General features: G+C 57.3%; 12 protein-coding genes and 1 pseudogene. 6 read left to right on the top strand and 7 right to left on the bottom strand.

The genetic code is table 11. The features are described 5' to 3' along the window. Nucleotides 1–23: 23 nt before the first annotated feature. The 4 genes from M0974_RS02270 to M0974_RS02255 form a co-directional block, all read right to left on the bottom strand. Nucleotides 24–740 (bottom strand): PA5502 family lipoprotein, encoded by a 717-nt coding sequence (locus M0974_RS02270; RefSeq protein WP_297832162.1) that lies wholly within the window; start codon nt 738–740, stop codon nt 24–26. A gap of 100 nt (nt 741–840) precedes the next feature. Continuing rightward, nucleotides 841–1,623, bottom strand: a complete 783-nt coding sequence (gene znuB / locus M0974_RS02265; RefSeq protein ID WP_297832160.1) for a zinc ABC transporter permease subunit ZnuB — start codon at nt 1,621–1,623, stop codon at nt 841–843. Then, nucleotides 1,616–2,413 (bottom strand): zinc ABC transporter ATP-binding protein ZnuC, encoded by a 798-nt coding sequence (znuC, locus tag M0974_RS02260; protein ID WP_297832157.1) that lies wholly within the window; start codon nt 2,411–2,413, stop codon nt 1,616–1,618. Before znuC ends, znuB begins: the two co-directional genes overlap by 8 nt. Beyond that, nucleotides 2,413–2,895: a Fur family transcriptional regulator gene (locus tag M0974_RS02255; protein ID WP_297832154.1), complete on the bottom strand. Its 483-nt coding sequence runs from the start codon at nt 2,893–2,895 to the stop codon at nt 2,413–2,415. The genes znuC and M0974_RS02255 overlap by 1 nt, the downstream gene beginning before the upstream one ends. A 66-nt stretch (nt 2,896–2,961) precedes the next feature. Between M0974_RS02255 and M0974_RS02250 the strand changes: the two genes are divergently transcribed. Continuing rightward, nucleotides 2,962–3,885 carry a zinc ABC transporter substrate-binding protein gene (locus M0974_RS02250; RefSeq protein WP_297832151.1) on the top strand — a complete coding sequence of 308 codons (924 nt, stop codon included), beginning with the start codon at nt 2,962–2,964 and terminating at the stop codon, nt 3,883–3,885. 133 nt (nt 3,886–4,018) lie between these two features. Here M0974_RS02250 and M0974_RS02245 read toward each other — a convergent pair whose 3' ends face one another. Both M0974_RS02245 and M0974_RS02240 read right to left on the bottom strand, forming a co-directional pair. Beyond that, nucleotides 4,019–4,969 carry a homoserine kinase gene (locus M0974_RS02245; RefSeq protein ID WP_297832148.1) on the bottom strand — a complete coding sequence of 317 codons (951 nt, stop codon included), beginning with the start codon at nt 4,967–4,969 and terminating at the stop codon, nt 4,019–4,021. Between the two features lie 37 nt (nt 4,970–5,006). Beyond that, nucleotides 5,007–5,294 carry a DUF2782 domain-containing protein gene (locus M0974_RS02240; protein ID WP_297832146.1) on the bottom strand — a complete coding sequence of 96 codons (288 nt, stop codon included), beginning with the start codon at nt 5,292–5,294 and terminating at the stop codon, nt 5,007–5,009. 74 nt (nt 5,295–5,368) lie between these two features. On the opposite strand from M0974_RS02240, the gene polA reads away from it, so the two are divergent. Further along, nucleotides 5,369–8,131, top strand: a complete 2,763-nt coding sequence (gene polA / locus M0974_RS02235; RefSeq protein WP_297832144.1) for a DNA polymerase I — start codon at nt 5,369–5,371, stop codon at nt 8,129–8,131. Nucleotides 8,132–8,412: 281 nt separating this feature from the next. Here polA and yihA read toward each other — a convergent pair whose 3' ends face one another. Then, nucleotides 8,413–9,063, bottom strand: coding sequence for a ribosome biogenesis GTP-binding protein YihA/YsxC (yihA, locus tag M0974_RS02230; RefSeq protein ID WP_297832141.1), 651 nt, complete (start codon nt 9,061–9,063; stop codon nt 8,413–8,415). A gap of 307 nt (nt 9,064–9,370) precedes the next feature. Between yihA and M0974_RS02225 the strand changes: the two genes are divergently transcribed. The 4 genes and pseudogenes from M0974_RS02225 to M0974_RS02210 form a co-directional block, all read left to right on the top strand. After that, nucleotides 9,371–9,985, top strand: a complete 615-nt coding sequence (locus M0974_RS02225; protein WP_297832138.1) for a c-type cytochrome — start codon at nt 9,371–9,373, stop codon at nt 9,983–9,985. Nucleotides 9,986–10,183: 198 nt separating this feature from the next. After that, nucleotides 10,184–10,825: a thiol:disulfide interchange protein DsbA/DsbL gene (locus M0974_RS02220; RefSeq protein ID WP_297832135.1), complete on the top strand. Its 642-nt coding sequence runs from the start codon at nt 10,184–10,186 to the stop codon at nt 10,823–10,825. 12 nt (nt 10,826–10,837) lie between these two features. Further along, complete coding sequence (locus M0974_RS02215) at nt 10,838–11,716, top strand: endonuclease/exonuclease/phosphatase family protein (protein ID WP_297832132.1); 879 nt, start codon at nt 10,838–10,840, stop codon at nt 11,714–11,716. After that, a pseudogene (locus M0974_RS02210) lies at nt 11,713–12,531 on the top strand (hypothetical protein); the annotation flags it as partial. The gene M0974_RS02215 and the pseudogene M0974_RS02210, both read left to right, overlap by 4 nt.

The raw sequence follows: 12,531 nt of genomic DNA, 5'->3' as shown, positions 1-12,531 counted from the left end.
CTCGGTTCGTAACAAATTTAAGGCTATAGCTTCGCAGGCTTGAGGATCATGTGCGCAGGTTGGCTTCGGTCAATCTGCCGCTCTAGCTGCAATTCAAAATCCGGATTGATTTTGGTCACGCGTTTGGTCAGCAACGTTGCGAGCCATTGGTAGTCATCCGTGCGCGGCACTTGGAGTACGACAGTGCAATCAAATGCCGTGACATCTGCGGCAATCGCGTCCAATTGACGACGCAGCTCACGCATATTGCCGATCTTCAGCGCAATGGTCGTGCTCTCAGCCGTTGGATCGATGACTTTTGCGATGCGCTTGGCTTCAGCTGCTTTCAACTCAGCTTCAGCTTTATCCAATTCTGCCTTACGCGCTTGAGCAATCGCGCCGTTGACGCCGCTGGTCAAGGCGGGCGCTTTAGGCATCAGTACCCGCGCACGGCTCAGTGCGGTTGCGGCTGCGTTGACATCGCCCTTCTGCAAGACGATCTGGCTGCGCTTCAAGTACGCCTCAGCCAATAGTCGTTGGTCCTGCTCGATCCGCGGGTCATCCGGCATTTGTTTCTGCAGGACGGCCAGCTGATCTTCGGCGGTGGCCAGCTCGCTGCTGGCGATGTTTTGCTCAAGCTGCTCAAAGCCGGAGGGCTGGGCGGCAGGCGCGGGTGCTTCAACCATAGGCGCCGTGTGGCAAGCGCCCAACAGGGTGGAAAATGCGACAAGGAGCAGATAACGGGAGGTGAACGGCTTCATCCTGCGATTCTCTAATTGCGCAAAAAACGAGCAAGTCTACACACAACTGGCCTGCCTCGAAAATAACTGTTCGATTGTGGGCGCATTTTCGGGTCAGGGACTACCGCTTGGGCAAAACAAAGCTAAGCAGGAACAACGCCGCCGCGCTAACCACGATAGAGGGGCCGGCCGGTGTGTCTTTGAACCACGACAAGGCCAACCCGCTGCATACTGCAGCAACCCCTAATAGACTCGCGCCAAGGGCCATTTGTTCAGGCGATCGTGCGTGACGTTGTGCCGCAGCTGCCGGGATGATCAATAACGAGGTAATCAGCAGTACGCCGACGATTTTCATGGCGACGGCGATCACGATGGCGATCAGCAGCATCAGGGTCATGCGCAAGGCGGCAACCGGCAAGCCTTCAACGGTGGCCAGCTCTTCATGCACCGTGATGGCCAGCAATGGACGCCATAGCGTAACGATCAGCGCCATGACCATGGCGCTACCACCCAAGATCCACGCAAGGTCAGTGGGGCTTATCGCCAACAGATCCCCGAACAGATAACCCATCAGGTCAATGCGCACGTTATGCATGAAGCTGAGCACCACCAACCCAAGGGACAAGGTGCTGGGCGCGAGGATCCCCAGTAACGTGTCAGACGCGAGCGGCTGGCGCTTTTGCAGGGTCACCAACAAGATTGCCAGCAGCAGGCATCCAACCGTGACTGCCAGCGCAGGGCTGATGTTCAGCAGGAAACCCAGCGCTACTCCGAGTAACGCCGCATGGGACAGGGTGTCGCCGAAATAGGCCATGCGGCGCCAGACCACGAACGAACCCAAAGGGCCCGCGACCAACGCCAATGCCAGACCTGCAAGCAGGGCATAGAGAAGAAAATCATCCATGCTTGCAGTCGTCCCCGTGCACGTGGGTGTGATTGGTGTGCGTCGTTACGGCACCGTCATCGACCACGGCGCCGTGCAAATCATGGGCGTGATCGTGGTGGTGGTGATAAATCGCCAGGCTTTGCGCGTTGGTGCCGAACAGTTCGACGAAAGCAGGGTCGTTGCTGACTTGCTCCGGGTGGCCCGAGCAGCACACGTGCCGATTCAGGCAAACCACTTGATCGGTGGTGCTCATCACTAGATGCAAGTCGTGGGACACCATCAAGACGCCGCAGCCGTGACGATCACGCAATCGGGTTATCAGGCTATACAGTTCGGCCTGGCCTGCCACGTCAACGCCTTGTACCGGCTCATCGAGCACAAGCAGCTCTGGTTCGCGCAGTAAGGCACGAGCCAGCAAGACACGTTGCATCTCGCCGCCGGAAATACTTTGCAGCGGGCTGTCGATGACTCTTTCAGCGCCGACTTCATTGAGTGCGGCTAATGCCCCGCGACGGTCGACACCAGGGACCAAGCGCAAGAAACGCAGGACTGATAAGGGTAACGTAGGGTCGACATGCAGTTTTTGCGGCATATAACCGACGCGCAATTTGGGCTTGCGCCAAACACTGCCTGCATCGGGCTTGAGCAAGCCAAGAACGGCCCGTACCAAGGTGGTCTTGCCCGCACCGTTGGGGCCTATCAAGGTAACGATCTGTCCGGGCTCGACGCTGAGTTTGATGTTCTCAAGCACGTTTTGTCCGGCGTAGTTGACGGTTACCTGATCAAGGCGGATCAATGCAGTGCTCATCAGGCGGCCTTGCAGCCTGCACAAATACCGAGAATTTCGATGGTTTGCGCTTCGACCGTAAAACCGACTTCGGTCGCTGCGCCGATCACGGCTTGGCTGATGGCTGGATGTTGCAGTTCGATAGCGGCGTGGCATTCGCGGCAGATCAGGAACTGACCTTGGTGCGCATGCGTCGGGTGATTGCAGCCGGTGAACGAGTTGAGCGAGGCGATACGGTGTACAAGGCCGTTTTCCAGGAGAAAATCCAGGGCACGATAAACGGTGGGCGGCGCTGCACGGCGACCGTCTTCTTCGCTGAGGACCGCGAGGATGTCGTAGGCACCCAACGGTTTATGGCTCTGCCACACCAGCTCAAGCACCCGACGACGCAATGCGGTCAGGCGCAAACCTTTACGCAAGCACAGCGCGTCGGCCTCGGAAAGCGCGGTATGCACGCAATGGGAGTGGTCATGGGGGCGACTGGCAAGCGGTGTTTTAGGCATGAGCGGCGACGGCTTTTGTGAGAGACGTTATTATGTTACCTGTTCCTGTCCCTTTGGGTGGTCTTCGTGTCCCGTCTTTTTGCCATTATTGTTGCTTTATCTGCCAGCCTGTTGGTGATTACTTCTGCCCAAGCTGACGTTCGGGTGCTGACCAGCATCAAGCCTTTGCAGCTGATCGCCGCTGCGGTTCAGGACGGCGTAGGTACGCCTGAAGTGCTGCTACCGCCAGGGGCTTCACCCCACAATTACGCGCTGCGCCCGTCCGACGTACGGCGAGTGACTGAGGTAGATTTGCTGTATTGGATCGGCCCGGACATGGAAAGCTTCCTGCCGCGTGTGCTGAAAAGCCGTACGTTGCCCACTATCAGTGTGCAATCGTTGCCAGGCTTGCAGCTGCGCCATTTCGCTGCAGACAGTCAGTCCCATGAAGCCGCTGATCCGGCTGAGCATGATCATGAGCATCAACCGGGCAGTCTTGACGCCCATTTGTGGTTGTCTTCGGTCAATGCGCGAGTGATTGCGGCGCGGATGGCCAGCGATCTTGCTGTGGCGGATCCGGCCAATGCTGAGCGTTATCAAAGCAATTTGAAGGCGTTTGATGCGCGTCTTGATGCCATGGACGCACGTCTGAAGTCGCGCCTTGCAGGCGTTGCGAATAAGCCGTTTTTCGTTTTCCATGAAGCGTTTAATTACTTCGAAGACGCTTACGGGATCAAGCACGCCGGCGTGTTCAGTGTTGCCGAAGAAGTGCAGCCGGGCGCCAAGCATGTCGCAGCGATGCGTGCGCGCCTGACCGAAGTGGGTAAAACCTGTGTGTTCAGCGAGCCGCCACTGCGCCCGCGCCTGGCAGAAACCTTGTCGGCGGGGTTGCCTGTCAAACTGGCCGAACTCGATGGGCTAGGCGGCTACACCCCCGCTACTGCGCAGGGCTATGAGCACATGATGGACAAGCTCGGCAATGACCTAGCGGTGTGTTTGGAGTCGTTGTAAGCGGCTGAATTGACCCCCTGTGGGACCGAATTTATTCGGGAAGCCAACGACGCGGTTTGTCTCGTATACCGCGGTGCTGCATTCGCCGAATGAATTCGCTCCCACAGGGGGTTTGGAGTGTACTCAGGAGCTTTTACAACGCAAACGGCAGCGGCGTATGAACCTGCTGACGTTGCACCAACCGTTGCTGGAACTCCATTGGGTCGTGGATCAACACGTCTTGCCCGGCAAACGACTCCGCTGCAATCAGGCGCGACAGCCAGAAGCGTACACAGGCCACGCGCAGCATAGTTGGCCACAGTTCGGCTTCGCCGGCAGTGAACGGCCGTAATCCGGCGTAGGCACCGAGCATGGCGCGGGCACGTGGGCCGTCGATCTGGCCGTCTTCGTCGGAGCACCAATCGTTGAGCGCAATCGCCAGGTCATACAACATCGGCCCTGAGCAGGCGTTGTAGAAATCAATCAGCCCGGTGAGGTGGGTGCCTTCGAACAGCACATTGTCACGAAACAAGTCCGCGTGCAGGTTCGCTCGTGGCAACGCGAGAATTCTTGGCTTGAGGCGTTCGATTTCCTCCAAGGCCGATTGCAATAGCGCCCGCTGCGTTGCGTTCAGGTGCGACAAGAAGTTAGCACCCTCCTCCAGCATCCAATCCAGCCCACGGTCTGTTTTGCGTTCCAGTGCCCGCTCTCGAGTTGCCAAGTGCAGGTGTCCGAGCAATTCGCCGATCTGCACGCAGTGCTGGTTGTTGGGTTCTTTGATGTGTTTACCCGGTAGGCGCGGCTGCAGCAGCGCCGGTTTGCCAGCCAACTCACGCAAGGCGCTGCCGTCGCCAGTGCGCAAGGCATAGGGTACCGGCAGGTTGGCGTCATGAAGCACGTCAAGCAGTTCGATGAAAAACGGCAAATCCTGAATCGGGCCACGTTCAACCAACGTCAGAACGTACTCACCCTGCTCCAGGCTGATGAAAAAATTAGTGTTCTCGCTGCCCGCGGCAATGCCTTGAAAATCACGTAAACGGCCAAGCCCATATGGGGCAAGAAAACTTTCCAGCTCGGGCCGAGCCAGGGGGGTAAACACGGACATGGTCAAGACTGCCAGCAAATAAGGTGAATGTAGGGCGTTACCAGCTGAAAAGCACCCATGAGGGAATCAGCATGTCCGGTTGGTCCGAACGAATAAAATTGGCGTCTGTGCCATCGGCGCGTACCAAAAAGTACGGTTTGCCGTGTGTCGGCGTTATTTTGATTGCATAAAGGAAGCCATTTTGCCGGTATTCCTGAATGACTTTGTCACCTTCCGTATGAATGGTGATGTCGGGCTCCGCTGACGGAGCATCTTCTGCCGCCAAAATGGCTGTCGAACACAGTATCAACAGGCTGGCCAGCAACAGGCGATTTGTTGTTCGCATGATAACCTTACCCCTTTGTCGTCAACGGTCCTCGCATTCTAGCGCCGACCCCGCTGAAAAGGTTGATCCAACTCATGAGCCAAGCCCCCCTCGTCCTGGTGGACGGTTCTTCTTATCTGTACCGCGCCTTTCACGCGCTGCCGCCGCTTGCCACGTCCAAAGGTCTGCCTACGGGGGCCGTGAAGGGCGTGCTCAACATGCTTAAAAGCCTGCGTCGGCAATACCCGCAAAGCCCTTTTGCGGTGGTTTTCGACGCCAAAGGCGGCACGTTCCGCGACACGTTGTACGCCGAGTACAAAGCCAATCGCCCAAGCATGCCCGACGATCTACGGGTGCAGGTTGATTTGCTGCACGCCTGTGTAAAGGGGTTGGGTTACCCGTTGTTGTGCGTCGAAGGCGTCGAGGCTGATGACGTGATCGGTACGCTGGCACGCAGCAGTGCAGCGGCCGACCGTCCGGTGATCATCTCCACGGGCGACAAGGACATGGCGCAGTTGGTCGACGGGCACATTACCTTGGTCAACACGATGACCGGAACTGTGCTGGACGTGCCTGGCGTGAAGGAGAAGTTCGGCGTCGGTCCTGAACACATCATCGATTACCTCGCGCTGATGGGCGATAAAGTCGACAACATTCCTGGCGTACCAGGCGTGGGCGAAAAAACCGCCGTTGGGCTGCTGGTCGGCATTGGCGGCGGCTTGATAGAGGTTTACGCGAACCTGGAAAAGGTCGCTGCGCTGCCTCTTCGTGGGGCGAAGACCTTGGCGATCAAGCTTGAAGAGCACAAGGACATGGCGTTCCTGTCTTACGAGCTGGCGACGATCAAGATTGATGTGCCGTTGGACATCGAGCTCGATGCCTTGCATTGCGGCGAGCCGGATCGCGACAAGCTGGTCGAGCTGTACACCGAGCTGGAATTCAAAAGCTGGATCGAAGAATTGCAGCGCGATGCCAAGCGCGCCGGTGAAGAAATTGTTATCGCCGATGAGCCGGTTGTTGCTGAAACACAGTACGAAACCATTCTCGAACAGGACCGGTTGGACGCTTGGCTGAAGAAGCTCAACGACGCCAAGCTGTTTGCGTTTGTCACACAAAGCAACGGGCTCGATGCCCAGCGTGCGCAGTTGGTCGGTATATCGTTTGCGGTCAAGGTCAATGAAGCAGCATATGTGCCGCTGACTCACTCCTACATGGGCGTGCCGCAGCAACTGGATCGCGACAGGGTGCTGCATGCACTCAAGCCATTGCTTGAAGACGCGAGCAAAATCAAAGTCGGCCAGCACGCCAAGTTCGATATCAACATCCTCGCCAACTGCGCGCTGGACGGTGATCAAAGCCAAGGCATCACCGTTCGTGGTCTGGCGTTTGACACCATGCTGGAGTCCTATGTGCTTGATTCCACGGCCACCCGTCATGACAAAGACAGCCTGGCTCTCAAGTACCTGAACCATACCAATACCAGCCTGCAAGATATCGCTGGCAAGGGTGTTAAACAGTTGAGTTTTGACCAGATTGCGCTGGAGCAGGCGGCGCAGTTTGCCGCCGAAGACGCCGACGTGACCTTGCGTTTGCACCACGCCTTGATAGAAAGACTTGCCGCGACTCCAAGTCTCGCGCCGGTGCTGACTGACATCGAGATGCCGCTGGTACCGGTATTGGCGAAAATCGAACGCCAGGGCGCCTTGGTCGATGCCAAGCTGTTGGGTATTCAGAGTGTTGAGCTTGGCGACAAGATGACCGCGCTGGAGCGCGAGGCCTTTGCCATCGCCGGCGAGGAGTTCAACCTGGGTTCGCCCAAGCAACTCGGCGTGATCTTGTATGAAAAACTGGGCCTTCCGGTCCTCAGCAAAACCGCGAAAGGCCAAGCGTCTACCGCAGAAGCAGTGTTGGCCGAATTGGCTGAGCTGGATTTTCCGCTGCCCAAAGTGCTGATGCAATATCGCTCGATGAGCAAGCTGAAAAGCACCTACACCGACCGTTTGCCCGAGCAGATCAACCCACGCACCGGGCGCGTCCACACCTCCTATCATCAGGCGGTGGCGGCGACGGGTCGTTTGTCCTCCAGTGATCCCAACCTGCAGAACATTCCTATTCGTAGCGCCGAAGGGCGTCGAATTCGTCAGGCGTTCGTCGCGCCTAAAGGCTACAAGCTGCTGGCGGCGGACTATTCGCAAATTGAACTGCGAATCATGGCCCATTTGGCCAAGGACGAAGGCTTGCTGCACGCCTTCCGCAACGACTTGGACGTGCACCGTGCGACCGCTGCCGAGGTATTTGGTGTTGAGCTGGAAAGCGTCAGCATCGACATGCGCCGCAAGGCAAAGGCCATCAACTTCGGGTTGATCTACGGCATGAGCGCTTTTGGACTGGCGAAACAGATCGGCGTTGACCGCAAAGAGTCGCAAGCCTACATCGACCGTTATTTTGCCCGTTACCCTGGCGTGCTTGAGTACATGGAGCGCACGCGTGCCCAGGCTGCCGAGCAAGGTTTTGTCGAAACCATCTTTGGTCGTCGGCTGTATTTACCGGACATCAACGCAAAAAACCAATCCTTACGCAAAGGCGCGGAACGAACGGCGATTAACGCGCCGATGCAAGGCACCGCTGCCGATATCATCAAGAAAGCCATGATCGCGGTAGACGGCTGGTTGACCGACTCCGGTATTGATGCCCGCGTCATTCTGCAGGTCCACGATGAATTGGTACTGGAAGTGAGAGAGGAGTTGGTCGAGCAGGTGAGCGAGCAGATTCGCCCTTACATGAGCGGTGCCGCTACCTTGGACGTGCCGTTGCTGGTGGAAGTCGGTGTGGGCAATAACTGGGACGAAGCTCACTAAAGGGCTTGGCTCACAACTGCGGCTAACGTCGCAGTTGTGAGCCAGCACGGAGCGCTTATTCTCCAGACCGAGCACATTTATCGCGAACGGCGTCATCGCCTCTGGAACTAAACCGGTGAATTGCCGGTCAGAGATTGGGAATGGCTGGTGAAGCCCTTCGATGCTCCTATGTTGTGTTAAGTGTTGGCAGATATTCAGACCCCGCCCTAAGGGTCTGGAACTTGGACCCCGGAACTTCCCCCTCCCCATAGAAGTCCGGGGTTTTTTTTGCCTGCGATTTGTTACGCCTCAGGCTCGGCCAGCTCTGAACCCTTGTCTGCCAACTCCATCCAGCCTGCCAATACAGTGTAGGCCTCTTCCAGGCCCAAGCGTTTTGGCGCTGAAAACAGCGAAATACTGACGGCCTCGCCCCAACCTTTGCGAATCTCTGCTTGAATCTTAAGCAGGGTGTTTTTAGCCGCGCCGTAGGTCAGCTTGTCGGCTTTGGTTAAAAGAATGTGCATTGGCATGTGACTGGCGATCGACCAATCAAGCATCAATAGGTCGAAATCGGTCATTGGATGACGGATATCCATCATCAGAATCAGACCTTTCAGGCTTTCGCGGCTGCCCAAATACGCTTCCAAGTGGCGCTGCCAGTGCAGTTTTAGCGGGATTGGTACCTTCGCGTAGCCATAACCGGGCAGGTCGACCAAGCGTCGATCCTCGTCCAGATTGAAGAAGTTCAGCAGTTGGGTGCGGCCCGGTGTCTTCGAGGTCCGCGCCAGGCTGGCGTGGGTCAGGGTGTTCAGCGCGCTCGACTTTCCAGCGTTGGAACGCCCGGCAAAAGCCACTTCAAAGCCTTCGTCGTCGGGGCATTGATCGACTTTGGCAGCGCTGAGCATGAAGGTAGCCTGTTGGCACAGACCGAGGATGGGGTTCTTGAGTTGCATGAGATTTCCGATGAGGGCGGGTGCCGGCAGGGGTGCGGCAAGCGGTGTCGTTTCCGTTTCAGTAGCGCCAGTATATAATGCCGCAGATTTTGTGTGTGCATTGTCCCACCGTAGGATGAAGTACACGGGAACGAATGAGTTGAATTGCGCATTAGAACGCAGCACGTTTCCCAGGGTTTTAAGGCAATTGCCGCCGCGTGGATTGTGCATGGACTGCAGGTAGCGAGGATTACCGCGCAATCATCCAATGGATGAGCGAGTAAACCCGGTACATAACTTTCTCACCTTTAGCCGTAGTTGGATGCTGATGAACAAATTACTCGCGAGTCTGCTGTTGACCCTGGGCATCTCCGGTATGGCGCACGCTGCCGGTGTGGTTGGCGACGCTGCTGCCGGCCAGGCAAAAGCTGCTGTGTGTGGCGCTTGTCACGGCCCAGATGGCAATAGCATGGCGCCTAACTTTCCAAAATTAGCGGGACAGGGTAATCGTTACCTGATCAAGCAATTGCATGACATCAAAGACGGTAAGCGCGTCGTTCTGGAAATGACTGGCCTGCTGAATAACCTGCAGGACCAGGATCTCGCAGACATTGCGGCTTACTTTTCCAGCCAGAAAGGCAGCGTCGGCGCTGCTGATCCGAAGTTGGTTGCCGCCGGTGAAGCGTTGTTCCGTGGGGGCAAGCTGGATCAAGGCATGCCAGCCTGTACCGGTTGCCACTCGCCAAACGGCGTGGGTAACCCAGCTGCGGGCTTCCCGCACTTGGGCGGTCAACACGCTGCCTACATCACCAAGCAACTGACCGGTTTCCGCGAAGGCGATCGCACCAACGATGGCGACACGATGGTCATGCGCAGCGTGGCGTCCAAGCTGAGCAACAAGGACATCGCAGCATTGTCAGCGTATATCGAAGGGCTGCATTGATATCCGCCTGAGCGTTTGCGATTGATTTCATCTTTCGCAACAGTTTTTTCAGGTTTAATCGCTGAGACGCAGGATCAAAAAGGGTAGCCTCGGCTGCCCTTTTTAGCATCCGCCAGCGTTACACTAACGAACTCAAGCCCACCGACCCAGTCCAAGACTGGTCGCGTTAAGGCGACCTCATATGCCCAGGAGTAAAGCATGCGTAATCTGATTCTCAGCGCCGCTCTCGTAGCCGCCAGCCTCTTTGGGGTTTCTGCCCAAGCTGCCGACCCAATCGAAGCCGGTAAACAATATGTAGAGCTGAGCAGCGCCGTCCCTGTTTCTGTGCCGGGCAAGATCGAAGTGGTCGAAATGTTCTGGTATGGCTGCCCACACTGCTATGCCTTCGAGCCTGTGATTAATCCATGGGTAGCAAAACTGCCAGCCGATGTGCACTTCGTTCGTATCCCAGCGATGTTCGGCGGCCCGTGGGATGCTCACGGTCAACTGTTCATCACCCTCGATACCATGGGCGTAGAAAGCAAAGTCCACGCGGCGGTCTTCGACGCTATCCAGAAAGGACACAAGCGTCTGGACAAGCCGGACGACATGGCTGACTTCGTTGCCACCCAGGGCATCGACAAGGCTAAGTTCCTGGAGACCTACAACTCCTTCGCTGTGAAGGGGAAGATTGCCCAATACAAAGAACTGGCGAAGAAGTACGAGATTTCTGGCGTACCGACCATGATCGTCAATGGCAAATACCGGTTCGACCTGGGCACCGCTGGCGGTCCTGAGCAAGCGCTGCAAGTCGCTGATCAGTTGATTGCTAAAGAGCGCGCCGCAGTCGCTGCCAAGTAAGCGGCGCCGGCCATGGGACGCTGGGGAGAGGAACGCGTCGTTGGCCGTCCTGACGCGAAGGTTAACGAGCACCACCTGCAAGCAAGCGGTTTACCGGCTGATGGTCGGTTGCGCTTGCTCAGCTTCAACATTCAGGTAGGTATCAGTACCGAGCGATACCGGCATTACCTGACGCGTGGGTGGCAGCATTTGCTGCCGCACACCGGGCGGGCTGGCAATTTGCAAAAAATCGGTGATCTGTTGGGCGACTTTGATTTGGTCGCCTTGCAGGAAGCCGATGGCGGCAGCATGCGCTCTGGCTACATCAATCAAGTAGAACACCTTGCCCAGCTCGGGGCCTTCCCGTACTGGTATCAACAACTCAATCGTAACCTGGGTCGGTTTGGCCAACACAGCAACGGCGTGCTCAGCCGCTTGAAGCCGTGGGCGATTGAAGACCACCCATTGCCCGGGCCGGCCGGGCGCGGTGCCATTCTGGTTCGTTTCGGCGAAGGGCCGGACGCGTTGGTGGTGGTGATGATGCATTTGGCGTTAGGCGCGCGGGCGCGTACTCGCCAGCTGGCGTATATCCGGGAGTTGATTGGCGGCTATCGGCACCTAGTGCTGATGGGTGACATGAACACCCACGCCATCGACCTGCTGGAACACTCGCCGCTTCGCGATCTCGGCTTGTTGGCACCGCAGATCGAAGCGACGTTTCCGAGTTGGCGCCCCCAGCGTTGTCTTGATCATATTTTGCTCAGCCCTACCCTGACCCTTGAACGGGTGCAGGTATTAGCTCACCCCATCTCCGACCATCTACCCGTTGCGGTAGAGATTCGATTGCCCGTCTCCTTGAATGCTGACGCGTTACCGGTTCTCAGCACGCCTCCTCGCGGAACACTTGCATGAGCGACGAAGCATCGCGCTGGAAAGAAAAATACCTCAAAAATATCGAGCAACAAGACAAGCTTCAGAGACGCTGGGACGCCCAGCTCGACCTGCTGCGTCGCGGCTTGGTGCGCAGCAGTCTGGCGGCTGAGGGTACTGATCGGGCCGTCGATCAGTGCATGAAGGAAATGCGGGAAATCGTCCGCAAGGACGATATGGACGCGGGTCTCGCTGCGTTGATTCCTCGTCTTGAAAAGGCGGTACTCGATTCAGAGCAGCGCCGTGAGACCCGGGTCGGTCAGATGGGCACTGCCCTGAACGCCATAGTCAGCCAGTTACAGCGCTTGCCTTTGCCGCGAGAGGTGAGCCGCCCGCTCAAGGCCTTTGCCAAGCAACTGGATGGTCGGGTTTCCCAGGCGCGGGAGCTGCCGCTGTTGCTTGATGAGTTGAGTGGCTTGCAAGGCAAAGCGTTAAGCATCCTGGAAAACCCCGATGAAGCCGCACGGCCGGGAATTTTGCAGCGCTTGTTTGGCGCGCGAGAGACTGCCGGCGTGGGTGAAGAGCAACAGTCAGCGGGCTTGATTGCGGCACCTGGCGCCGTGGGTGTACCGGCGCAAGAAGCTGTCGAGATCCCCGAGATTGCTTCGCATCCCATTGCACCTGCACCTGCTGTCGCTGAAGTGGCGTCGGTAGTCAGTCCAATCGCCGTTGTTACGCCAGCGCCAACGGCAGAAGCGGTTGCTCCAGTAGCCGTCGTAACTACCGTCGAAACCGATCAGATTCGAAGCGAAACGCCAGACGCTCACCCTGCGCCCGCTGTTGAAGTGCCACTGGTT

The organism is Pseudomonas sp. (assembly GCF_026224925.1).
GTDB lineage: Bacteria > Pseudomonadota > Gammaproteobacteria > Pseudomonadales > Pseudomonadaceae > Aquipseudomonas.
This window is presented reverse-complemented; position numbering and strand designations above follow the sequence as displayed.

Coding starts and splice junctions, on each gene's coding strand:
- M0974_RS02270 (WP_297832162.1), bottom strand. CDS start 740: ATGAAGCCGTTCACCTCCCGTTATCTGCTCCTTGTCGCATTTTCCACC.
- znuB (WP_297832160.1), bottom strand. CDS start 1,623: ATGGATGATTTTCTTCTCTATGCCCTGCTTGCAGGTCTGGCATTGGCG.
- znuC (WP_297832157.1), bottom strand. CDS start 2,413: ATGAGCACTGCATTGATCCGCCTTGATCAGGTAACCGTCAACTACGCC.
- M0974_RS02255 (WP_297832154.1), bottom strand. CDS start 2,895: ATGCCTAAAACACCGCTTGCCAGTCGCCCCCATGACCACTCCCATTGC.
- M0974_RS02245 (WP_297832148.1), bottom strand. CDS start 4,969: ATGTCCGTGTTTACCCCCCTGGCTCGGCCCGAGCTGGAAAGTTTTCTT.
- M0974_RS02240 (WP_297832146.1), bottom strand. CDS start 5,294: ATGCGAACAACAAATCGCCTGTTGCTGGCCAGCCTGTTGATACTGTGT.
- polA (WP_297832144.1), top strand. CDS start 5,369: ATGAGCCAAGCCCCCCTCGTCCTGGTGGACGGTTCTTCTTATCTGTAC.
- yihA (WP_297832141.1), bottom strand. CDS start 9,063: ATGCAACTCAAGAACCCCATCCTCGGTCTGTGCCAACAGGCTACCTTC.
- M0974_RS02225 (WP_297832138.1), top strand. CDS start 9,371: ATGAACAAATTACTCGCGAGTCTGCTGTTGACCCTGGGCATCTCCGGT.
- M0974_RS02220 (WP_297832135.1), top strand. CDS start 10,184: ATGCGTAATCTGATTCTCAGCGCCGCTCTCGTAGCCGCCAGCCTCTTT.
- M0974_RS02215 (WP_297832132.1), top strand. CDS start 10,838: ATGGGACGCTGGGGAGAGGAACGCGTCGTTGGCCGTCCTGACGCGAAG.